Here is a 22,913-nt window from a genome sequence, read left to right on the forward strand (position 1 = left end):
ACGTCGTGGGCGGGGCGGTCACGCGTCGGGCGGGATCACGACGGCCTCCCCGCCCAGGCACATCTTGCCGCCGACGTAGGCGTAGAGCCGGATGCGGACGTGGCGGTGGCGCTCGATCTTTTCCGCCACTTTGACTTCGATCGTGACCTCGGCGCCAACGGGGACGGGGCGGAGAAACTTGGCGGACAGCGAGACCGCGATCGAGCCCGGCCCAGGAAAGTCACGGCCGAGCACCTTCGACGCCAGTCCCAGGACGTAGACGCCGTGCACGACGGGCTGTCCAAACCGGCTGGCTTTTCCAGCCTCCTCGTCGATGTGGATCGGGTTGTCGTCGCCGGTCACGTCTGCAAACGTCTGCACGTCTTGCATCGTGACGGTGCGGGACCACGAAAAGGTGTCGCCGACCGTTAGCGAGTCGTATGTGTTGGGCATCAGGGGGACGAAAGAGGTTTGGTTTCACGTGAAACGGCCCGCCGCCGTCTGTTCCTAGACTACGCTTGCTCCTCCCCCCCACGCCCCCGCAGCGTTGAACGAGAGACTCCGCATCATTCCCCGATGGATCGTACGGCACCCGCTGACGGTCTTGGTCGTCGCGTTTGCGTTTGTCGCCCTGGGCGTGAGTCAGGCGGTCAAGCTGCGGATTGATACGAACATTGCGACGCTGCTGCCGCCGGACTTTGACAGCGTCCAGGCGCTGAACAAGCTGCAGCAGGCGGTGGGTGCCGAGACGACCGTCGACGTGGCGATCACGAGCCCAGACTTCGAGGCGAACCTGGCGTTCGCCGAAGACTTTATCCCCCGAATGATGGAGCTCCAGGGGGTATCTGGAGACCCCTACTTCTCGCGGTACGACTTCCGCCGAGACGTGCGGTTCGTGACGGAGAACGCGCTGTACTTCGCCACCTTCGATGAGCTCGACCGCCTCGAAGACTTCCTCCGCCAGACGGCGTCCCAGGTACGGTCTACCACGGATCCGCTGCGGATGGACCTGTTTGGTGACGAGGCAGACGCCTTTCAGCAACAGCGTCAACAAGAGCAGGACGAGCTTCGGGCTGACCTCGCGCAACTCGCGCTGACGGAGTACACGATGAGCCCGGACTCGACGACGCTCGTCGTCCGGTTCTACCCGACGGGCTCGAAGACGGACATCGGGTTCGTCGAGCAACTCTACGCCGACGTAGACGAACTCGTCATCCGCATGCAGCCGGGGCGGTACCACCCGGAGATGGTGGTGACGCCGGCGGGGCAGATCCTGAAGCAGGCGGTCGAGGTCCGGTCGATCACGTCGGACGTCCAGAACTCGTTCGGCGGCGGCGTGCTCGCGGTGGTTCTAACGGTCGTCCTGTATTTCCTCTACAAATCGGTTCAAGCGCGGACGGGGGGGAGGCTCGTATGGCGCGTCGTCGCGGTCGAGCTGCTGCGGACGCCGGTCACGGCGCTCCTCCTCACGGTTCCCTTGCTGATCAGCCTGAGCTGGACGGCGGGCGTGGCGGGGGCTGCGTTCGGGACGCTCAACCTGATGACGTCGACGCTCGGGTTGGTCTTGTTCGGGCTCGGGATCGACTATGGCATCCACTTTTACGCTCGGTATGCCGAAGAGCGTGGGGCGGGGCGGGGTGTCTCGGACGCCGTCGAGGAGACGTTCGTGAGCACGGGGCAGGGCATCGCTGTTTCGGCCTTTACGACGGCGTTTGCCCTGTTCGTGCTCCAAATCGCGGACTTCCGGGGGTTCAGCGAGTTCGGGCTCATCGGGGGCATGGGCATCGTGTTCGCGCTGATCTCGATGCTCTTCGTCCTCCCCGCCCTCCTCAGCATCGCCGAGCGTGTGGGGGCTCTCAACCTGCGCTCGCGGGGCGAGGCGTCGGCATACGAGCCCGACGTCCGGTTCCCCTTTTCCCGGACGGTTGTCTCGGTGTGTCTAGGCATTACGGCTCTTTGCGTACTGGCGGTGCCCGACGTGCGGTTCGAGTACAACTTCTCGAACCTGGAGCCGGAGTACCCCGACTACGAGCGGCGAGCCCAGGCCTTGACGCCGGCACTTGGGCAGAGCGAGCGCCGGAACCCAGCGTATATCCTCCTCGATGACCCGCAGGACGTCCGCTCCGTAACGGCGGCGCTCAAGCGGCTCGCAGAGCGCGACTCGATGATCCTGGCCGTCGAGAGCCTCCAGGAGCGGTTCCCCACCGACCCTGAGACGACACGGCGGAAGCTGGACCGGCTGGCAGAAGTCCGGGAGGTCCTTCAGGACCCGTTCCTCGCGGCCGACACGACGGGGCAGATCCAGCGGCTTCGTGAAGCGGCTTCGGCCACCACGCCCATTCCGCTCGACAGCGTCCCCGCGTTTATCACGCGGCCGTTTATGACGCGAGAGGGGACGGTGGGCAACTTCGTCATCGTGTTCCCCCGAGGAAAGCTGTCGGACGGCCGGCGGTCGATCCGCTTTGGCGAACTGATTGGCCAGGTGACGACGCCCGACGGCGGGGAGTTTTTCGCGGCGTCGACGCAGCTGGTCGCGGCCGACATGTTGAAGCTGATGCAGGAGGAGAGCCAGCTGATGGTGGGCGTGACCTTCGTGCTCGTCTTCGTGCTCGTCTTCGTGTCGTTCCGGTCGCTGCGGTGGACGCTCGTCGCTGTCACCCCGCTCGCGGTGGGGCTGGTGTGGATGCTGGGCGCGATGGTCTTGCTCGACGTGCAGCTCACGTTCTACAACCTCGTCGTCCTGCCCACGGTACTCGGGATCGGGAACGACGGCGGGGTCCACCTGACGCACCGCTACCGCGAGGAGGGGCGGGGCTCGATCCGCCGCGTGCTCCGCTCGACGGGCGAGCACGTGACGATGGGGGCGCTTACAAACCTGATCGGCTTCGGTGGGCTCCTCGTCTCGAACCACCCCGGCCTCCGGTCGATCGGCGTCCTCGCTGTCGTCGGGATCGGGACGACGCTCGTAGCGACGCTCGCCTTTTTCCCCGCCCTGCTCCAGGTCGCCGAGGACAACCGCTGGCTCGAGCCCCGCCCGCGCCGGAAGCGACACGACGTGGGCGACCCCGACGCGCTCCGCCACCCCGTGTTCAAGCTTCACGCCCCCTCGGAGAGCACGAAGTAAAGCTGCCACCCCGCCCGCGAGGCGCTACGAGGGCGGGGCGGCGCTTGGCCCCTTAAGCGGGCGGGGCGGGGCGACCGAGCGCCTCTCGGTACAGCGCGAACAGCGTCTCGAACGAGGCGGCCCACGAGAACTGCTCCTCGACATGGCGGCGGGCGGCGGGTCCGAGCGCGTCGCGTCGGGCAGCTACCCAGAGCAGGTTCGCCGCCATGGCCGCGGCGTCGTCCACGGGGCCGAGCCGCCCGACGGTGGGGGGGACGCGCTCGACGAGCGCGCCGGCCTCGACGCCGACGACGGGCAAGCCGCACGCCTGCGCCTCGACGACCGACAGGCCGAACGTCTCATGCGGTCCGGCCGTGAGGTAGACGTCGGCGGAGGCGAGGAGGCGCGCGAGCTGGTCGCGGTTGTCCTGGTACGGGAGGACGCGGATGGCGGCGCCCTCGGCCTGGGCTTCTTCGAGGGCGGGGCGGTGGGGGCCGTTGCCGGCGAGGACGAGGACGACCGGCGCCGTCTCGTTCGCCAGGCGGACCGCCTCGACCATCGTCGCCGTCCGCTTTTCCGAGTCGAGGCGGCCGACGTAGACCGCGAAGACCGCCCCGCCCGGCACGCTCAGGTCGGCGCGCACTGTGTTGGAGGCGCGGGCGGGGTGGAACGTCTCCAGGTCCACGCCGGGAACGACGATGTGAACGTCCTCGACGCCGATCCGCGTGAGCCGCTCGGCCTGGGCAGGAGACGGAGCGCAGACGAGGTTGCAGTGGTCGAATGTGGAGCGGACATAGCGCTCGGCCCACCGCTCGGCGTGCCCCGCCGCCCATTGCCCCGCTACGGCCTCGGCGGCGGGGCGGACGTAGGCACTCGGGAGGTCGGTGAAGTAGTACCCAGAGACGACCGCACCCGGGTGGCGCCGCCGGTACTCGAACGCGGCCGATGGCTCGCGGTACAGGCTGTTCAGCTCGACGACGTCGGGGCGAGCGGCCCCCAGCGCCTCAACCATGGCGCCGCGACGCAGCAAGAAGCGGTACGGCGCCGCGCCGGGGATGAGGGGGCTCTTGATCCAGTAGGTCGCCCACCGCTCGCCCCGCTCCACCCGGTCCTCGCTCCCCGGGACCACGAGGACGTGCGTGTGGTCCGTGTTCTCCAGCACGTACCGGCGCTTGGCATCGATGTAGGTGCGGATGCCCCCGCTCGTCTCGTGGTAGGCGTGGGTCAGGTCGCAAACGGTCATCGAGACGTGGAGGCGAGCACGCCTCGGTAATAGTCCTCCATCGTCGCGAGGACCGTGGGCCAGCTGTAGTCGCCGGCGGCGTCTCGCGCCGCCCCGCCCAAATCAGCGCGGAGGGCGGGGCGGTCGAGGAGGCGGCGGACGGCGGCCTCGAACGCGTCCGCGTTACGGGGCGGGCACAGGAGGCCCGTCACGCCGTCGGTCACTAGGCTCCGGCTGCCCGCCGCGTCCGCGCAGACGACGGCGAGGCCGGACGCCATCGCTTCCAGCGTCACGTTCCCGAACGTTTCGGTCTCGCTGGGGAAGAGGAACACGTCGGACGAGGCGTAAGCCGTCGCTAGCTCCACCCCGCCCAGGTGCCCGGTGAACACGGCGCCCGGCAGGCGGGCTTCGAGCGATGCGCGCTCCGGGCCATCCCCGACGACGAGCGCGCGCACCGGCGCGCCGCTCGCTTGCAATCGGCGGACGACCTCGACGTACACGTCGATTCCTTTTTCCTTGACCAGACGGCTGACGAACGAAACGACCACATCCGACGGCTCAAACCCCCGCCCCGCCCGCCACGCATCGGATCGGTAAGCTGGCGAAAAGCGGTCGAGTTCGATCCCCCGCGGCCACAGGCGGAACGTCGTCTGGATGCCGTGCGACCGCAGCTCCTCGAGCAACGTCGGCGTCGGGACGTAGACCTCGTTGCAGCGGCCGTAAAACCCACGGGCGACGGCCCACGAGACCGGCTCCAGCCACGTCGGTCCCCAGTAGCCCAGGTACGCGGGGAAGTGCGTGTGGTACGTCGAAACGACGGGGAGCCCGTGCTTCCGCCCCCACGTCACCGCACGGTGACCCAGCACATCCGGCGACGCGACGTGAACAAGGTCTGGCCTGAAGGCTTCGACGCGGGCGCGGAGAGAACGCGGAAATCCCGTCGCCAGCCGGTACTCGGCCCGGTTGAAAAACGGCACCGACGGCGCCTCCACAAACTCCCCCGGCTGCGTCAGGGGCGGATCTGGGACCGTCGGCCCGACCACGAGGACCGAGTGCCCCTGCTCCTCCAGGTACCCGACGAGCCGCCCGAGCGTCCGCGAGACGCCGTCCTCGATGTGGTTGTAGTTGCCCGTGAACAGGGCGACCCGGAGGGGATCGGGCGGGGTGGGCACGGACGCGAGGGCGGGGTGGGGGAGGGGGCTACGAAAGAAACGCCACCCCGCCCGCTTACGCACGCGCGAGTGCGTCGCGGAGGAACGGGGCCGTGTGGCTGGCCTCGACGTCTGCGACCTGCTCCGGCGTCCCCTCGGCCACGACGAACCCGCCGCGCCGGCCGCCCTCGGGGCCGATATCGATGACCCAGTCGGCCGCCTTGATCACGTCCAGGTTGTGCTCGATAAGGACGACCGAGTGGCCCGCATCCACGAGTGCGTTGAAGGCGCCGAGCAGCGTCTTGATGTCGTCGAAGTGGAGGCCCGTCGTGGGCTCGTCGAACAGGTAGAGCGTGTGGCCGGCGTGCTGCTTCGAGAGGTGCGACGCCAGCTTGACCCGCTGCGCCTCCCCGCCCGAGAGCGTGTTCGACGGCTGCCCCAGCGTGAGGTAGCCCAGCCCGACATCCTGGAGCGACTGGAGCTTGTTGAGGACCCGCTTCTGCCCCTCGAAAAACGTGACGGCCTCGTCGACCGTGAGGTCGAGGATCTCGGCCACGTTTTTCCCCTTGTAGCGGATCTCGAGCACGTCCTGCTTGAACCGTCTGCCGTGGCACGCCTCGCACTCGAGGTACAGGTCGGCCAGGAACTGCATCTCGACCTGCACCACGCCCTCGCCCTGGCACACTTCGCACCGGCCGCCGGGCACGTTGAACGAGAACGTGCCAGCGCGGTAGCCGCGGATCTTGGCCTGATGCGTGCTCGCGAGCAGGTCGCGGATGGCGTCGAACGCCTTGACGTAGGTGACGGGGTTCGACCGCGGCGACTTTCCAATCGGCGTCTGGTCGATCATCTCGACGTTCTCGATCAGCTCGGAGCCGTGGACGGCATCGTGGGCGCCCACCTTGCCCTCGAAGTCGCGGCCCTTGAGGCGCTGGAGCGCCGTGTAGAGCGTCGCGTTCACGAGCGTCGACTTGCCGCTGCCCGACACGCCGGTGACGACGGTGATCCGGTCGAGCGGGAACGAGACCGTCAGCCGCTTGAGGTTGTGCTCGCGCGCGCCCTCGACCGTGATCACGCGGTTCGGGTCGAGCGGCCGGCGCTCCGCCGGAACAGGGATCGACTGGCGGCCCGAGAGGTAAGCGCCCGTGAGCGAGTCGTCGCTGTCGAGGGCTTGGTCGTACGTGCCCTGGAACATGACCTCCCCGCCCAGCGCGCCCGAGCCGGGGCCGACATCGACGAGTTGGTCGGCGCGGCGCATCATCTGCTCGTCGTGCTCGACCACGAGGACCGTGTTGCCGATGTCGCGGAGCCCTTCGAGGATCGTGATGAGCCGGTCGTTGTCGCGCGGGTGGAGCCCGATCGTCGGCTCGTCGAGGACGTAGAGGCTGCCGACGAGCGACGAGCCCAGCGACGTGGCGAGGTTGATCCGCTGCGTCTCCCCGCCCGAGAGCGTCATGGCGAGGCGGTCGAGCGTGAGGTAGTCCAGGCCGACTTCGACGAGGTAGCCCAGGCGCTTGCGGATCTCGGTCAGGATCCGCCCCGCCACCTCCTCGTCGTGGTCCGACAGCTCGACGGACTCGAAAAACGTCTGCGCGTCGGCCGTCGTGAGCTCGGCGAGCTCGCCGATGTGCGTCCACCGGGTCGTGTCGCCGTCGGTGCCCAGCGCCGGGCCGCATAGTTTCACGTGCAACGCTTGGGGCCGGAGCCGGTAGCCGTCGCACGCGGGGCAGCGCGTGTAGCCGCGGAAGCGGGCCGAGTAGATGCGGTAGTGCATCTTGTACTGCTTCTTCTGGAGGTAGTCGAAGAAGCCCTTGACGCCGACGTAGTCGCCCCGCCCCGCCCACACGAGATCCTTGTGCTCCTGCGGGAGGAGCGTGTACGGCGCGTCCAGGTCGACGCTCTCCTTGGCCGCCACGCGGAGCAGCGTCCGCTGGTGCTTCGACCACTGCTCGGTGCGGAACGGGGCGACGGCGCCCTGCCGAATGGAGAGCTCGGGGTTGGGGACGACGAGGTCGGGGTCGACGCCGGGCACGCGGCCGAAGCCCTGGCAGGCGGGGCAGGCGCCGAGCGGCGAGTTGAACGAGAACAGCTGGGCTGTCGGCTCCTCGAACGTCATCCCGTCGCGCTCGAAAAGGGCCGAGAACGTCAGCGTCTCGAACGGCTCGCCACCCGACGACGGGGGCGGGGCGGTGACCACGACGGCCCGCTCGCCGCCCTCGCGGAACGCCTGCTCGACCGAGTCCGCGATCCGGTTCGTCGTCGCGTCGTCGCCGGGCTTGGTGGCGAGGCGGTCGACGAGCACCAGGAGCCGCTTCGTGGGCGTCTTGACGTCGGCGGGCGGGGTGGTGTTGAGGTCGAGGACCTCGGGCGCCTTGCCCTTTTCGGCCTGCTTCTCGGTCGGCAGGGCGACGAGGCGGAAAAAGCCGCGCGCGAGGAGCGCTTCGAGCTCCTCCACCTTTTTGGCGCCCTTGTGGTCGGGGAAGGGGAAGCAGAGGTAGAACCGCGTCTTCGCCGACAGCGCCTCCTGGATGGCCTCGGCCGTCGAGCGCGGGCTGTCGCGGGTGACCACCTCCCCGCTCACCGGCGAGACCGTCGTGCCGACGCGGGCGTAGAGCAGGCGGAGGTAGTCGTACACCTCGGTCTGCGTGGCGACCGTCGAGCGCGGGTTCTTGGTGCCCGTCTGCTGCTCGATCGCGATCGCCGGCGCTAGGCCCGTGATGAGGTCCACGTCCGGCTTGTCCATCCGGTCGAGAAACTGGCGCGCGTAGGCGCTCAGGCTCTCGACGTAGCGGCGCTGGCCCTCAGCGTAGATCGTGTCGAACACGAGCGACGACTTGCCCGACCCGCTCGGCCCGGTCACGACGACGAGCTGCCGCTTGGGGATCGTCAGGTCGACGCCCTTCAGGTTGTGCTGGCGTGCGCCTTTGACGACGAGGTCGCGCCCGACAAAGCGGTTTTTGGCGCGGGCAGCGGGCGGGGCGGTCGTCTCGGGCATCGGGGGCGGACCCAAAGGGCGGGGTGGGGGAGGAGAAAACGCGCCCCGCGCGCCCAAGGTGCCAGGGCGGGGTGAAGCCGCCGTGTCATCCGCTCCGCCCTGCGCCACCCCGCCCCGCCCGCTCGGGCGGGACGGTCACGCTAGGAGCGCGCGGAGGACGTCGAGGTTGGCGGCGTCGTCGCACACGGCGCGGACGGGGATGACGAACCCGTCGACGGCGCGCGACGCGATCTCGCCCGTGTTCGCCTTGATCGCCAGCTGGTACACGTCGTCGTGCAGGAGGTACTGCTCGACCGTCTCGTGCTCGGCGTCTACGATCCAATACTCGTCGACGCCGTGCGCGGCGTAGTCGTCGTGCTTGACGCCACGGTCGCGGGCGGCGGTATTCGGCGACAGGACCTCAACTGCGAGGTCGGGGGCGGGGAACAGGAGTGTCGTCGGCGTGATGGTCTCAGCCTTTTCCTGGCCGAAGAAGCAGAGGCTGGGCCGGTAGTCGTTCCGGGTCAACCCCACGAGCGTTCTGCCCGTACCGATCCACCCGAGCGCGTTGATCTGGACGTAGGTGCTCAGAAGGACGCAGAGGCGGCCCGCAGCCGAGATGTCGCGGGCGGGGCGGGGCGGGTGAACGATCACCTCGCCATCGATGAACTCCGCCGTTCCCTCTGGCAGAGGGCGGTCCCGGAAGGCGAACCGGCGTTTTGCCTCCGCCGGGAAGAGTTGCTGAAGCCGCGCGGAGAGGGCGGAGCGGTCAGTCATGGCGGACCTGGGGCGGGGCGGAGTCCAGAGTGCAACGCGCCACCCCGCCCTCGCATGCGGGCGCGTATGTGCAGGCGCGAGCGGGGCGGGGCGTGCGTTGGGGGCGGGGCAGCCGTAGCCTCCGCCCGTGACGTTCCTGAACCCCCTGCTCCTCGCCGGCCTCGCGGCGGTGGCGATCCCCATCGCCATCCACCTGTTCAACTTTCGGCGGCCGCAGCGCATTGACTTCTCGACGCTCCGGTTCCTGCGCGAGATCGAGGCGACGGCGATGCGGCGCGTCCGCATCCGGCAGTGGCTGCTGCTCGCGCTCCGCGCGCTCGCCGTCGTGTTCCTGGTCCTCGCGTTCGCGCGGCCGGTGCCAACGGCCGACGCTGGCGCGTTCGAGGCGGGCGCCGCGAGAAGCCTCGTCGTCGTTCTCGACAACAGCCGCTCGATGACGCTCCGCGACGCGCAGGGTGCGCTCCTGGATCAAGCCAAGACGACCGCCGCCGCCCTCATCGACGCGACCGGGCGGGGCGACGAGCGGACCGTGCTCCCGACCGCCCCGCCCGCGGGGTACCGGCCGGTCCCGTTCACGACGCCCGGGCCGGCGCTCGACGGCGTGGCGGCGACCGAGGCGCTGGCGGGCGCCGAGCCGCTCACGGCCGCGGTCGCGCGGGCGGGGAGCGTGCTGGACGGCGCCCTCCACCCGCGCCGCGAGGTGGTCGTCCTGAGCGATCTCCAGGCGGCCACGTTTACCGACTCCGTCAGCGCAGCGCTCCCGCCGGACGTGGACGTGACGCTGATCCCGTTCGGCGGGCGCCGGCAGGTCAACACGGCCGTAACCGACGTGCGCGTCGTCAGCCGGATCATCGAGCCGGGGCGGCCGGTCCAGGTCGAGGCGACGGTCGCGCGCTACGGCGGGCGCCCCGGCACCGTCGGCGCGTCGCTGAGCCTGGACGGGCAGCGCGTGGCTGAAACGGCCGTTGACGTGGTCCCCGGCACGCCGACCACGGCGCGATTTACCGTCACCCCGCCCGCGCGCGGCTGGCTGGGCGGGGAGGTCCGCATCGAGGCCGACGCGGCGGAGTGGGACGACGCGCGCTCCTTTGCGCTCCGCGTGCCGCCGCCGCCCCGCGTCCTGATCGTCCGCGGCGACGGGCAGCGGGCGGACCTCGTCACACTCGCGCTCGGCGTCACGGCCGAAGGGGGCGGGGTGGCGCTCAACGAGATCGACGAGGGCGCGCTGCCGGGCGCTGACCTCGACCGCTACGACGCCGTCGTTCTGGTTGGCCCCCGCGACGTGGGCGCGTCGGCGGGGCGGCTCGAAGCGTTCGTGGCGAATGGCGGCGGCGTCCTCGCGTTTCCAGGTGACCAGCCTGAGGCTCTCAACCCGCTCCTCCAGGCCGTCGGCGGCGGCCGCATCGACGGCGTCATGGGCGAGCGGGGCGGCGCTCCGATCGGGACGACGACTGACGCCGACCTGGAGCACCCGCTTTTCGCCGGCGTGTTCGATGCGTCCCGCCCCGCCCTCGAACAGGTCGACGTGGCGCAGGCGGCGCGGTACCGCCCGGGCGGGGGCGACGAGTCGACGCTGATCGGGCTCCAGGCGGGGCCGCCGTTCCTCCAGGAGATCCGGCGGGGTGAGGGGAGCGTGCTCCTGGTCGCCGTCGCGCCGGACCTCGCGTGGAGCGACCTCCCGCAGCGCGGCCTGTTCGTCCCGCTCCTCTACCGCGCCGCGGCCTACCTCGCTGCCGGCTCGGTCGTGGGCGAGACGGGCGGGGCGGACGGAACGGTCCGCGTCGAGGGCGTGGACGCAGGCCAGCCGCTCCGCCTCGTCGGCCCCGACGGCATCACCACGACGCCGCTCCAGCGGACGGTTCCGGGAGCCGTCGTCCTGGACCTCGACGACGCCACGGCGCGCGCCGGCCTCTACCGCGTCGTCCAGGGCGAGCGGACGCTCCGCGTGGTCGCCGTCAACGAGGACGCGCGCGAGTCGGACCCAGCGGCCCTCGACCCGGCCGTCGCCGCGGAGCGGCTCGAAGCCGTCACCGGCCGGCCGGTCCGCGTGCTCGACGCCGCGCCCGCGGCGCTCTCGGCGGGCGGGGCGGCCGGGACGCCGCTGTGGACCGTCTCCCTCGCGCTCGCGCTCGCGTGCCTGCTCGCCGAAACGGCGCTGACGACGCGTTGGAAAAAGGCCGCCGCCCCGCCCGCGGGCTAGCCCGCGCGCTCTGGGGGCGGGGCGGTCAGGCGCCGTCGGTGGCCCGTCTGCCGCCGCGGGGGCGGGGCGGCCAGAGCGGTTTCCAGACCGCCCCGCCCGTGCAGACCCGCGCGCCAGAGCGGCTCAGCGCATACCGATTTAGCTTCCCCCGCGTTATCTCCTGCCGGCTCCGCCGGTCCCCACCCCGCCCGCCCCGCCCGCCTTTTGACGCCCCGCCCCGCCCGCCGCCGCGAGACCGCCATCCTCGTCGGCGTCCAGACGCCCGACACCACGAAGGACGACCTCCGCGACGGCCTCGACGAGCTCGAACTCCTCGCCGACACGGCCGGCGCCGACACGGCTCACCGGCTCACGCAGTCGCTCCCCCGCATCCACTCCGCCACGTTTATCGGCAAGGGGAAGGTCGAGGAGCTCCGCCAGGCCGCCGAAAAGCACAAGGCCGACCTCGTCGTGTTCGACGACGACCTCACGCCGGTCCAGGTCCGCAACCTCGAAAAGGCGCTCAAGTCCGAGGACACCGAGGTCAAGCTCGTCGACCGCTCGGGCCTCATCCTGGACATCTTCGCCGAGCGCGCTCGGTCGTCGCAGGCCAAGGCCCAGGTCGAGCTCGCCCAGCTCGAGTACCTCCGCAGCCGCCTCACGCGCGCCTGGACGCACCTCGAACGCCAGAAGGGCGGCATCGGGATGCGCGGGCCGGGCGAGACCCAGATCGAGACCGACCGCCGCCTGATCGGCAAGCGGATCGCGGTCCTCAAGGACCAGCTCGACACCATCGACCGCCAGCGGACGACCCAGCGCAAGGGCCGCGCCGACGAAACGCGCGTGGCCCTCGTGGGCTACACGAACGCCGGCAAGAGCACGCTCATGAACGCGCTCGCCGACGAGTCGGTGTTCGCCGAGAACCGCCTGTTCGCGACCCTAGACGCGACCACGCGTCAGGTCGAGCTCGACACGAACAAGTCGGTCCTGCTCGCCGACACAGTCGGCTTTATCCGCAAGCTCCCGCACGCGCTCGTCGAGAGCTTTAAGAGCACGCTGGACGAGACCCGCGAGGCCGACCTGTTGCTCCACGTCGTCGACGTGACGCACCCGAACGCCGAGGACCACGTCCGCGTCGTGAACGAGACGCTCAAGGAGCTCGGCGCGCTCGACAAGCCGACGCTCATGGTGTTCAACAAGGTGGACGCGCTGGAAGACCGCGGCCTGCTCGACGCTCTCCGCGCTCAGTACGACGACGCCGTGTTCATCTCGGCCGCCCGCGGCATCGGCCTCGACGACCTCCGCGAGCGGACGCTCGCGCTCGTCGAGTCCGACTACGTCGACCGCACGGCCATCCTGCCCGTCACCGAGGCCAAGGCCCGCGCCCACGTCCACCGGGTGGCCGAGGTGACCGACGAGGAGGTCGGTTACGCCGAGGACGCATTCGACGCGAGCGCCGGCCGCGTGCCCGTGGTCCGCCTTTGGTTTAGGGCTTCGCGCAAGAACGCGCCCGACCTCGACCGGATGCTCGAGCGCTACGGCAGCCTCCGCTGGGACGAGGCCATTGCCGACCCCGCCGGCGACGGTGCCGAGACCCCTGCCACCCTGGCGGATCGGGCGGAGTAACCCGCCACGGCGCCGCCCCGCCCTCGCAGCGAGGGCGGGGTGAGGGGCGAATTCCCCCAGCGGACCAAGGAGGATCCCGAATGGTCGGATTCTCCGCCCCGCCCGCGTCATATGGAACGTGGCTTGTACGTCTAGGGGGAGCCGCCCCGCGGTAGCTTTCCCATTACCGGGTCGTCCCCCCTCCGACCATGACTGTTGCCACCCTGCTCAGCGACCTCGACGCGCTCTCGACAGACGACACCGTCGCCGAAGCCTTGCTCGCGCTCGCAGAGGACCACGTCTCGCACCTCCCGGTGCTCGACTCCGACGGCCGCCTTGACTCGATCGTGATCGAGGAGGCGCTCCGGGCGCACCCGGATTCCGAGGCTCCGCTCGGGTCGCTCATGGCCGGCGAGCCGGTCTCGATCGGCCTCGACACGCACGTGTTCGACGCCGCCCACGTGATGCGGCAGCACGGGCTGAGCGTCGTCCCCGTCCTCGCGGGCGAGGGTGAGTACGCAGGTTTGGTCGTGCGCCAGGACGTGTTCGGGCAGCTGGCCCACATGCTCGCGACCGAGGAGCCGGGCGCGATCATGGTCCTCGACGCCGCCCGCCAGGACTTTTCGCTGGGTCAGGTGGCCCAGATCGTCGAGCAGAACGGGGTCCGCATCCTGTCGGTCTCGACCGAGGACGATCCCGGTGAGGGCCGCGTGCGCGTGACGCTCAAGCTGAACGTGACCGACACGGCCCGCGTCCGCCACATCATGACGCACTACGGGTACCACGTCGTCGGCTCGTTCGACGAGGCCGAGGGCGACCTGGAGGAGCGGGCCGCCGCCTTCCTCCGCTACCTCGAGGTGTAAGACACCCTCCGGGCGGGTACAGAATACGGGGTACGAGGTACAACCTAGGGTTGGCGCCCCGTGGCCTTGCCACCAACCGCCCCTGCGGGCGGGGCGGAAAAGTCCCAGCCAACGCGCCGCCCCGCCCTTGACTTTGGGGGCGGGGCGGCCCTCATCTCCCCGTACCCCGTACCCCGTACCCCGTACCCGATGCCCACCGCCTTCCACGCCATGACGCTCGTCGCCACCATCCGCGCGGCGTACGGCGCGTCGCGGTCGGTCGCCGACCGCCGGGCGGGGCGGGAGCCGTCGGCGCAGGAGTCCGAGGACGTGGCGCGGCTCGACCTCGACGCGCTCCGCGCCGACCTCCGCGCGCTTGTCGTGCAGCTCCGCCTCCGAGCGGTCGCGGACGCTCCCGACTCCGAGGCCGCCGCGCTCGCCCAGGCCTTCGAGGACCACGTGCTCGTGGACGACCTGGGCGGGGCGGTCCGCCGGGCGCACCAGAAGCTCCTGAGCCTGTACCCCGCCGTGCCCGAGGGCGTGGTCGAGGAGGCCCGCCGCCTTGCCACGGCGGCGGCCGAGGAGATCGACGCCGACCGCCCCGCCCTCGGCGACCTCGCGCGTCGAGTGGCCGACTGGCTGGACGCCCTCGCGGACGTTCTGGACGCGTAGGCCGCCAACGCCGCCCCGCCCCACTGGCCGCCTGCCGACCTCTGCGCGGGCGGGGCGGGGTGGGCCGTCGTCCGCGGCGTCTACAGGCGGCGCAGACCGCTCTGGGCGGGGCGGCCTAGCCAATAACCGCGAGCGGTTTGCGTTGACTTAGTCGGCCTATCGGCTCTAAAACCCCGGCTTTTGAGGCCGTCCAGCCTTAAATTGTCCCGATCCGGCCAGGCGCGCTGTCGCGCCCGCCCCGCCCCTTGAGGGCCGTCCCCCCGCCCCCCGACCGATGTCTGAGAACGCCCCGTACGAGAACCTCCCCGCTGGCGACGAGACGCCGACCACCCCGCCCAACGCGCTGCCCACGCCCGACGCCGGGGGCGACGGGGCCGCCCCGCTCGCCGCGCGCGGCGACTACGGCGCGTCGAACATCCAGGTTCTCGAAGGCCTGGAGGCCGTGCGCAAGCGGCCGGCCATGTACATCGGTGACGTCGGCGTGCGCGGGCTGCACCACCTCGTTTACGAGGTCGTCGACAACTCGATCGACGAGGCGCTCGCCGGCTACTGCGACACCATCTCGGTTACGATCCACGAGGACAACTCGATTACCGTCTCCGACGACGGGCGCGGCATCCCGGTCGAGATGCACGCCGGTGAGGGGAAGCCGGCCGTCGAGGTGGTCATGACCGTGCTCCACGCGGGCGGCAAGTTCGACAAGGACACCTACAAGGTGTCGGGCGGTCTCCACGGCGTCGGCGTGTCGTGCGTGAACGCGCTCTCGGGCCGGCTCGAGGTGACGGTCCGCCGCGACGGCGGCGTGTTCGAGATGGCCTTCGAGCGCGGCCACACGGTCGACCCGCTCCAGCGCGTCCGCGACATGGAGCCGGGCGAAGAGACGGGGACGACCGTCCACTTTAAGCCCGACACCACCATCTTCTTCGACCCGGTCTACCGCTTCGACACGCTCGCGGGGCGGATGCGCGAGCTGGCCTACCTCAACAAGGGCGTCACGATCACGCTCCAAGACCTCCGCGAGGAGGACGAGGAGCTGGGGCAGGAGGTTTACCACTCCGAGGGCGGGCTGGAGGAGTTCGTGGCCTACCTCGACGAGACGCGCGAGCCGCTCTTCGACGGCGCCGTCACTCTCGACGACGAGAGCGGCGACGTGCCGGTCGAGCTCGCGCTCCGCTACAACACGGGGTATCAGGAGAACGTGCTCTCGTTCGTCAACAACATCAACACGCACGAGGGCGGCACGCACGTCTCTGGCTTCCGCCGGGCGCTCACGCGCGTGCTCAAGGGCTACGCCGAGAAGAACGACCTGCTCAAAAAGGCCAAGGTCACGCTCTCCGGCGACGACTTCCGCGAGGGCATGACGGCCGTCCTGTCGGTGAAGGTGCAGGAGCCGCAGTTCGAGGGCCAGACCAAGACCAAGCTGGGCAACAGCGACGTCCAGGGCGCCGTCGAGAGCCTCGTGGCGCAGAAGCTGGGCGAGTGGCTCGAAGACCACCCGCGCGAGGCCAAGACGATCGTCCAGAAGGTGATCCTGAGCGCTCAGGCGCGAACGGCGGCCCGTCGTGCCCGCGAGCTCGTCCAGCGCAAGAGCGCGTTCGGCGGCGGCGGCCTTCCGGGCAAGCTGGCCGACTGCGCGAGCAAGGACGCGACCGAGTCCGAGCTGTACCTCGTCGAGGGCGACTCGGCGGGCGGGAGCGCCAAGCAGGCGCGCGACCGGCACTTCCAAGCCATCCTCCCGCTCCGCGGCAAGATCCTGAACGTCGAGAAGGCGCGCCTCGATAAGATCCTCGACAACGAGGAAATCAAGAACATGGTGACGGCTCTGGGCGTGCAGATCGCCGCCGGCGCCGACGAGTTCTCCGACGAGCGGCTCCGCTACCACAAAATCGTCCTGATGACGGACGCCGACGTGGACGGCGCGCACATCCGCACGCTGCTGCTCACGTTCATCTACCGCTACCTCCGCCCGCTCCTCGAAGCCGGCTACATCTACATCGCGCTGCCCCCGCTGTACCGCGCTAAAAAGGGTTCGAAGGAGATCTACTGCTGGAACGACCAGCAGCTCCAGGAGGCGATCTCCGAGTTGGGCGGGCCGAAGGGCGTCGGTGTGCAGCGCTACAAGGGCCTCGGCGAGATGAACCCCGAGCAGCTCTGGAGCACGACGATGGACCCCGACACGCGGATGCTCCAGATCGTGACCGTCGAGGACGCCGCGGCGGCCGACAAGACGTTCTCGACGCTCATGGGCGACGCCGTCGAGCCCCGGCGCAAGTTTATCGAGCGGAACGCGAAGTACGCGACGATCGACACCTAGCCGCCCCGCCCATGTCCGCGACTGCCACCCCGCCCCGCCCCGCGCCGCTCGACTCGCCCCGCGAGGGCGGGGCGGGGCGGCCGGATGGTCCGATGACGTGGGAGGACGTGTGTGCCCATCCGGCGCTCCAGGATCTGCCGTTCAAGGTTGAGCAGGACCGCTACGGCCGCATCGTTATGAGTCCCCCGTTCGCACGGCACGCCCGCCTCCAGTACAAGATTGCCCGGATGCTGGAAGACGCACTGGGAGGAGTCCCAGCGACAGAGGCCCCAGTCGAAACGAGGGACGGCGTTAAGGTGCCAGACGTGGTCTGGATGTCCGACGAGTTCGCCGCTGAGCACGCCGAGGCGACGGTGTATCGAGTGGCACCGGACGTCTGCGTTGAGGTCATGTCCCGGTCGAACTCGTGGGCGGAGATGAGCGAGAAGGTCACGCTCTACCTCGCGCGCGGCGCGCAGGAGGTGTGGGTCTGTGAGGCAGACGGCCGCCTCCGTTTCTTTGGCCATGAAGGCGAGCGCGAGCGGTCTGTGCTCGCCCCAGACGCGCCGGTCACAGTCACGCTCTAGAGCGGGGCGGGGTGGCCCGCCGGTCGCTAGGTTGACCCCTATGTCCGAGGTCCCACCCCGCCCTGACCTTTCGGTCGTCGTTCCCGTGTACGACGAGGCCGAGAGCCTCCCCGCCCTCGCCGACGAGATCCGCGCGGCGCTTGGCGGGCTCACCTTCGAGGTGTGGCTCGTGGACGACGGCTCGACCGATGAGTCCTGGGCAGTCATCGAGCGGCTACAAGCCGAAGACATCCGGTTCGGCGGCGTCCGCTTCCGGCGGAACTACGGCAAGAGCGCGGCGCTGGCCGCCGGCTTCGCGCGGTGCCAGGGCCGCTTTATCGCGACGCTCGACGCCGACCTCCAGGACGACCCCGCCGAGCTTCCCGAAATGGTGGCGCGCCTGGAGGGCGGGGCGGACCTCGTGAGCGGGTGGAAGCGAGAGCGGAACGACCCGTGGGAAAAACGCCTGCCGAGCAAGTTCTTTAACTGGGTCACGCGCGTCGTGTCGGGCATCCCGCTTCACGACTTCAACAGCGGCATCAAGGCGTACCGCGCCGAGGTGGTCCAGAGCGTCCGCGTGTACGGCGAGCTCCACCGCTACATCCCGCTCCTGGCCAAGTGGGAGGGCTACACGCGGATCGAGGAGCAGAAGGTGAACCACCGGCCGCGCGTCCACGGGCGGACCAAGTTTGGGATCGAGCGTTACCTCCGCGGCTTCCTCGACCTCATCACAGTCGTCTTTATCACGCGGTTCGCGCGGCGCCCGATGATGTTTTTTGGCGGGGCAGGGACGGTGGCGTTCCTCGTCGGCTTCCTGATGCTGGCCTACCTCACCGTCCTCAAAGTGGCGTTTGGCGAGCCCATCGGAGGTCGCCCGCTGCTGACCTTCGGCGTGCTCCTCATCTTGCTCGGCGCGCAGTCGTTTCTAGCCGGCTTCCTGGGCGAGATGATCGTGCGCCCCGAGATGGAGCGGGCGGACCGCTACGACGTGCGCGAGGAGACCGCCCCGCCCACCGCCGGGCGGGGCGGGGTGGAGCACGCGACCGCCCCGCCCCGCGCGGTCCCCGTCGCGTGAGGCCATAGACCAAGCCGCCCCGCCCTCTGCGCGAATGCACGGGCGGGGTGAGGAGCGGGGCCGCATCTTGCGGCATGGCTCGCATCACGCTTCTCGGTCCGTTCTGGCCCTACCGCGGCGGCATCGCCCACTTTGGCGCCGGCCTCGCCCGGTCGCTCGCGGCGCGCGGCCACGACGTCCGCACGGTCACGTTCCAGCGGCAGTACCCAGACCGGCTGTTCCCCGGCGCCACGCAGTTCGAGCCCGGTCCCGCCCCGCCCGGCGTGCCGCGCGCGCCGGCAGAACTCGACACGCTCAACGTGGGCACCTGGACGCGCGCGGCCGACCGCATCGCAGACGAGGGCGGGGAGGTCGCCGTCATCCCGTACTGGACGCCGCTGTTGGCGCCGATGTGGGGCGTCGTCACGCGCCGGCTCCGGCGACGAGGCGTAACGGTTCTGGCCCTCGTCCACAACGCGATCCCGCACGAGCGGCGGCCGGGGGATCTCTTGCTGGGCCGCTTCGCCCTGGGCGGGGCGGACGGGCTGCTGGCCCTCAGCGACCGCGTCGCCGCCGACGTGCAGCGGCTCGGCGTGACGGCGCCCGTTCATACCGTGCCGCACCCGGTCTACGACGGGTTCGGCGCCGCCCCGCCCCGCGTTGAGGCGCGGCAGGAGCTCGGCCTCCCCGCCCGCGCGCCGGTGTTCTTGTTCTTCGGATTCGTTCGCCCGTACAAAGGACTCCACGTTCTGCTCGACGCGTGGGGCGGGGTGGTGCAGCGCGTGCCCGGCGCGCGCCTCGTCGTCGCGGGCGAGTTCTACGCGGACGAAAACGCTCTGCGCGCTCAGGCGGCCCCGTTTGGCGCGTCCGTCCGCTTCGACGCCGGGTACATCCCGGACAGCCGCGTCGGCCTCTACTTCAGCGCCGCGAGCGCGGTCGTGCAGCCGTACGTGACGGCGACGCAGAGCGGGGTGGCGCAGATCGCGTTCCACTACGGCCGCCCGGTGATTACCTCCGACGTGGGCGGATTGGCTGAGGCTGTCCCCGACGGCGAGGCCGGACTCGTGGTCCCGCCAGACGATCCGGCCGCGTTGGCGGCGGCGCTCGTTCGGTTCGTTGAGGAGGGCCTGGGCGGGACGTTCGAAGCGGGTGTCCGCCGCGTCCGCGACGCCGCGTCGTGGGGCCGCGTCGCCGAGGCCGTCGAACATCTCGCCGGCACCACCCCGCCCCGCCTGGAGTAACCGGGTGCGAGGTACAGGGTACAGGGTACGGGGTGCAGGAGGTCACCTCAGCCTCGTACCCCGTACCGAGTACTCCGTACCCTGCCCCCACACCCGACCGCCCCGCCCCGTGGACTACGACCCCGTCAAAGACCGCCTCGGCCGGTTTTTTTGGACCACCCCGACCCGCACCAAGGCGTTCTACCGTACGCTCGACGCCGTCTTTCTGCGGTCGTGGTACGTCCGCCGCACGCTCCGGCGCCTCGTGGGCGCTCGGGCGGGGCGGCCCGTTCGCGTGCTGGATGCCGGGACCGGATTCGGGCAGTACGCCTACTGGCTCGTCCGCACGTTCCCGAACGTCGAGGTCGTGGCCGTCGACGTCAAGGACGACTACCTGAGGCGGGCCGAGGCGTTCGTGGCGCAGACGCCGTACGCCGGCCGCGTCACGTTCGAGCGGGCCGACCTGACGCAGCCGCTGCCGCACGAGGAGGCGTTCGACCTCGCGCTGTCCGTTGACGTGATGGAGCACATCGAGGACGACCGCGCCGTGTTTCGCAACGTCCGCGATGCGCTCGTGCCGGGCGGGCACCTCGTCGTCAACACGCCGAGCGACCAGGGCGGGAGCGGGGTGGGCGGGGCGGGGGAGGAGAGCTTTATCGGCGAGCACGTCCGCGACGGGTACGCGGTCGATGACCTCGTCGAGAAGCTGGAGACGGCCGGCCTCCGCGTGACGGACACCGACTACACGTATGGCCCGGTCGGCTCGGCCGCGTGGCGGCTCCTCGTCAAGTGGCCGATCACGATGCTGAACCGGAGCCCGCTCCTCACCCCGCTCGTGGGCGCCTACTACCTCGGCGCCGGGCCGGTCGGGCTGGCGCTCAACGCCGTCGACCTGCGCCGCGACAACGACACCGGAACCGGGCTGCTCGTCACGGCGCAGAAGCCGCCCCGCCCCACACGCTAGCGCGACATGGAAACCGCCCCGCCCCCTGGCCTCGTCTGGATCGACGTGGCCGTCGACCGCTGCCCGTTCACGGGGGACCGCATCCAGGTCGTTGAGGCCGAACTCGAGGTGACGGGAATCGACTTCCCGCCGGACGTCTGGGAACTCGGGTGGAGCGAGGGCGCGCAGTGCCATTTCGCGCTCCTCGAAGACCTGTTCGGCCTGTCCGACGAAGCGGGCGCGCCGCCGTACGGCGCCCAGGGCTTCCGGCTCGACGGCGACGACGTCTCGGCGGCCGTCCACCTGACCGGACCCGGCGCGACCGTGCCGTGGCCCGTGTTCTCCGAGCGGCTGGAGGAGGTCGCCCGCCGGTCCGAGCGCCCGACGCCGACGCCGACCGAGGTCCGGCGCCTCCCGAAGCTGGACGAGACGTGGGAGCTGTCGGCGCGCGAGACCGACGTGGCCGAGGTCGACGGGCGGTTCGTCCCGATCTACCTGGTCGTCGTGACCGACGCGGGCGGGGAGGTCCGCGGCACGGCGCTCCACCCGGGCGCGCTCGCCCCGCCCGTGCTGGCGGGCGTCGTGTTCGAGGCCACGCACGCACACCCCGAGGCCGGGCTGACGGCGGGCCGCCCCGCCCGCATCCGCTTTGCCGACGCGGACCTGGGGCGGGGCGGTCTGAAGGCGCTCCTCAAAAAGGCCCACGTCGGCCTGGAGACCGGCCCGACGCCGGACGCCGACGCCGCGAGCGAGGCCCTGTTCATGATGGGACCCGGCGGCAACCGGCTCGATGTGGCGCTCCTGACGGAGACGAGCGACGACGACCTGAGCGCGCTCCTCGACGCCGCCCGGGGGTTCTACGAGTCCGCCCCGTGGTCGCGCCTGCGCGGCGACCGCTACCTCGCCCTCCGCCTCGACGACGGCCCCTGGCTCTACGCCAACGTGATGGGGCAGGCCGGCGAGCAACCGGGGCTCGCGCTGTTCAGCGACTGGCTCGCGCTGTGCCGGTTCGTCTACGCCGCCCCGCCCTTGGAAGGTCAGGGGCTGGAGGCGCTCGACGAAGTTGGCCCGGCCGAGGGACTCACGCTCTACCCGGCCGCGATGCTCGCCGAGGCCGACGCCGAGCGCCTCCGCGCACTCGGCCCGCCCGTCTGGGACGGGGGCTACCCGGTCGCGGCCCGGTTCACGCCGGGCGGGGCGGCGCCGAGCGGCTGGCCGCCCGAGATCTACGCGGCCCTCCTGCGCGCCCTCCCTGAGGTCGTCGCCAAGCGCCGCGCGGCCACGATCACGAGCATCAAAGCCGGCATAGACACGCCTGAGGGGCGCCTCACGCTCCGCTACCCCGCGAACGGGACCGAGGCGCTGAGCGGGCAGGAGCCGGCTGTCGAGATCGTCGTCGAGCCGGCCGCGAGCCGCATGACGCCGCTGGACGAGGGGCAGGGAGCGCTCCGCATCGTCGGCCCCGCCGCCACGCGGCTGCCGCAGGCGGACGCCGCCGCGCGCAAGGCGCTCCGTTGGGGCCACTTCCGCGCCGTCGAGCTCGACGGCCGCGTCCTCTGGTACGGCGACGCCTACGCCGACGACCCGGCCCCGTCGCTGGACGACCTAGCGGGCGCCCGGTCAGTCCGCGTGCAGCTGGGGGCCGAGATGCACGAGGCCCGCGTGCGGCGCGTCGAGGGCGGGGTGGAGGAGGTTCGGGCGGAGGTCGGGTAGCCGCCCCGCCCCCGATGACGGTGGGTGATCCACCCCGCCCCGCCTTGTCGAACGCGCGGGCGGGGCGGTCCGGCGTGGTCGCTACGCCGCGATGACGTAGAGCCGACCCGGCTCCACCGTAAGGAGCACCCGGTTCACGTTCGGCATCGCCGGTTCGATCGCGCTCCGTTTGTTGCTCCGGGCGGTGATGAGGACGACAGCGAGGTCGTACGCAGGGAGGTTCTGCTGGTGCTGCATGCTCTTGTCGAGCGTCACCATGACGTCGAACTCGGCCTCGGCCGAGCGGAGCAGGTCACCGTTCTTTTTTCCGCTCCACCCGTGCTCGCGCACGGTCACGACCTCGTGCTGGGGGTCGAAAGAGCGCTTTAGCTTCCGGTCCACGTTCTCGTCCAGCAGCACGTGCATCAGGCCGCGTCGAGGAGGGCGTCCTTCGCCATCTCCAGGAACGCGACGGCTTGCTCCCGGCTCACACCTGGAAACCCGTCGAGGAACTCGTCGAGGGTCTCGCCTCCTTCGAGATAGTCGAGAAGGGTTTGGACGGGGACGCGAGTGCCCTGGAAGACAGGAGTGCCTCCCATGATCTCAGGGTCGGAGTGGTAGACCTCATGGCGCTCCATAAT

The 22,913-nt window shown here is 70.7% G+C and carries 18 protein-coding genes; 11 read left to right on the forward strand and 7 right to left on the reverse strand.

Features of this window, described 5'->3' with window-relative positions; all coding sequences use genetic code 11:
- Positions 1 to 18: 18 nt before the first annotated feature.
- Complete coding sequence (locus RQM47_RS03460) at positions 19 to 432, reverse strand: MaoC family dehydratase (protein ID WP_314007368.1); 414 nt, start codon at positions 430 to 432, stop codon at positions 19 to 21.
- Positions 433 to 526: 94 nt separating this feature from the next.
- Between RQM47_RS03460 and RQM47_RS03465 the strand changes: the two genes are divergently transcribed.
- Positions 527 to 3,103 (forward strand): efflux RND transporter permease subunit, encoded by a 2,577-nt coding sequence (locus tag RQM47_RS03465; RefSeq protein WP_311661128.1) that lies wholly within the window; start codon positions 527 to 529, stop codon positions 3,101 to 3,103.
- A gap of 52 nt (positions 3,104 to 3,155) precedes the next feature.
- On the opposite strand, the gene RQM47_RS03470 is transcribed toward RQM47_RS03465, so the two are convergent.
- The 4 genes from RQM47_RS03470 to RQM47_RS03485 all read right to left on the reverse strand — a co-directional run bounded on the left by RQM47_RS03470 (position 3,156) and on the right by RQM47_RS03485 (position 9,206).
- Positions 3,156 to 4,325: a glycosyltransferase gene (locus RQM47_RS03470; protein ID WP_311661129.1), complete on the reverse strand. Its 1,170-nt coding sequence runs from the start codon at positions 4,323 to 4,325 to the stop codon at positions 3,156 to 3,158.
- Positions 4,322 to 5,476: a glycosyltransferase family 1 protein gene (locus RQM47_RS03475; protein WP_311661130.1), complete on the reverse strand. Its 1,155-nt coding sequence runs from the start codon at positions 5,474 to 5,476 to the stop codon at positions 4,322 to 4,324. The genes RQM47_RS03470 and RQM47_RS03475 overlap by 4 nt, the downstream gene beginning before the upstream one ends.
- A 55-nt stretch (positions 5,477 to 5,531) precedes the next feature.
- The gene (gene uvrA / locus RQM47_RS03480; RefSeq protein ID WP_314007371.1) at positions 5,532 to 8,450 is read right to left on the reverse strand and encodes an excinuclease ABC subunit UvrA; all 2,919 of its coding nucleotides are present in this window, start codon (positions 8,448 to 8,450) and stop codon (positions 5,532 to 5,534) included.
- 135 nt (positions 8,451 to 8,585) lie between these two features.
- Positions 8,586 to 9,206, reverse strand: coding sequence for a Uma2 family endonuclease (locus RQM47_RS03485; protein WP_311661133.1), 621 nt, complete (start codon positions 9,204 to 9,206; stop codon positions 8,586 to 8,588).
- 127 nt (positions 9,207 to 9,333) lie between these two features.
- On the opposite strand from RQM47_RS03485, the gene RQM47_RS03490 reads away from it, so the two are divergent.
- The 10 genes from RQM47_RS03490 (at position 9,334) to RQM47_RS03535 (ending at position 22,293) form a co-directional block, all read left to right on the forward strand.
- Positions 9,334 to 11,406, forward strand: coding sequence for a BatA and WFA domain-containing protein (locus tag RQM47_RS03490; RefSeq protein ID WP_311661134.1), 2,073 nt, complete (start codon positions 9,334 to 9,336; stop codon positions 11,404 to 11,406).
- A gap of 204 nt (positions 11,407 to 11,610) precedes the next feature.
- Positions 11,611 to 13,011, forward strand: a complete 1,401-nt coding sequence (gene hflX, locus RQM47_RS03495) for a GTPase HflX (protein WP_311661135.1) — start codon at positions 11,611 to 11,613, stop codon at positions 13,009 to 13,011.
- A 188-nt stretch (positions 13,012 to 13,199) separates the two neighbouring features.
- Positions 13,200 to 13,853: an HPP family protein gene (locus tag RQM47_RS03500; RefSeq protein ID WP_311661136.1), complete on the forward strand. Its 654-nt coding sequence runs from the start codon at positions 13,200 to 13,202 to the stop codon at positions 13,851 to 13,853.
- A 189-nt stretch (positions 13,854 to 14,042) separates the two neighbouring features.
- Positions 14,043 to 14,504: a hypothetical protein gene (locus tag RQM47_RS03505; RefSeq protein ID WP_311661137.1), complete on the forward strand. Its 462-nt coding sequence runs from the start codon at positions 14,043 to 14,045 to the stop codon at positions 14,502 to 14,504.
- A 274-nt stretch (positions 14,505 to 14,778) separates the two neighbouring features.
- Complete coding sequence (gene gyrB, locus RQM47_RS03510) at positions 14,779 to 16,818, forward strand: DNA topoisomerase (ATP-hydrolyzing) subunit B (RefSeq protein WP_311661138.1); 2,040 nt, start codon at positions 14,779 to 14,781, stop codon at positions 16,816 to 16,818.
- A gap of 11 nt (positions 16,819 to 16,829) precedes the next feature.
- Positions 16,830 to 17,384, forward strand: coding sequence for a Uma2 family endonuclease (locus tag RQM47_RS03515; RefSeq protein WP_311661140.1), 555 nt, complete (start codon positions 16,830 to 16,832; stop codon positions 17,382 to 17,384).
- A 40-nt stretch (positions 17,385 to 17,424) separates the two neighbouring features.
- Complete coding sequence (locus tag RQM47_RS03520) at positions 17,425 to 18,438, forward strand: glycosyltransferase family 2 protein (protein WP_311661142.1); 1,014 nt, start codon at positions 17,425 to 17,427, stop codon at positions 18,436 to 18,438.
- A gap of 74 nt (positions 18,439 to 18,512) precedes the next feature.
- Positions 18,513 to 19,658 (forward strand): glycosyltransferase, encoded by a 1,146-nt coding sequence (locus RQM47_RS03525; protein WP_314007374.1) that lies wholly within the window; start codon positions 18,513 to 18,515, stop codon positions 19,656 to 19,658.
- Between the two features lie 109 nt (positions 19,659 to 19,767).
- Positions 19,768 to 20,601 (forward strand): class I SAM-dependent methyltransferase, encoded by an 834-nt coding sequence (locus RQM47_RS03530; protein WP_314007376.1) that lies wholly within the window; start codon positions 19,768 to 19,770, stop codon positions 20,599 to 20,601.
- A gap of 6 nt (positions 20,602 to 20,607) precedes the next feature.
- The gene (locus RQM47_RS03535) at positions 20,608 to 22,293 is read left to right on the forward strand and encodes a hypothetical protein (RefSeq protein ID WP_314007378.1); all 1,686 of its coding nucleotides are present in this window, start codon (positions 20,608 to 20,610) and stop codon (positions 22,291 to 22,293) included.
- An 81-nt stretch (positions 22,294 to 22,374) separates the two neighbouring features.
- Here RQM47_RS03535 and RQM47_RS03540 read toward each other — a convergent pair whose 3' ends face one another.
- Positions 22,375 to 22,698: a DUF5615 family PIN-like protein gene (locus tag RQM47_RS03540; RefSeq protein WP_311661149.1), complete on the reverse strand. Its 324-nt coding sequence runs from the start codon at positions 22,696 to 22,698 to the stop codon at positions 22,375 to 22,377.
- Positions 22,698 to 22,910: a DUF433 domain-containing protein gene (locus tag RQM47_RS03545; RefSeq protein WP_311661151.1), complete on the reverse strand. Its 213-nt coding sequence runs from the start codon at positions 22,908 to 22,910 to the stop codon at positions 22,698 to 22,700. Before RQM47_RS03545 ends, RQM47_RS03540 begins: the two co-directional genes overlap by 1 nt.
- Positions 22,911 to 22,913 lie beyond the last annotated feature (3 nt).

The organism is Rubrivirga sp. S365 (assembly GCF_032248475.1).
In the GTDB taxonomy this organism is placed as follows: Bacteria; Bacteroidota; Rhodothermia; order Rhodothermales; family Rubricoccaceae; genus Rubrivirga; species Rubrivirga litoralis.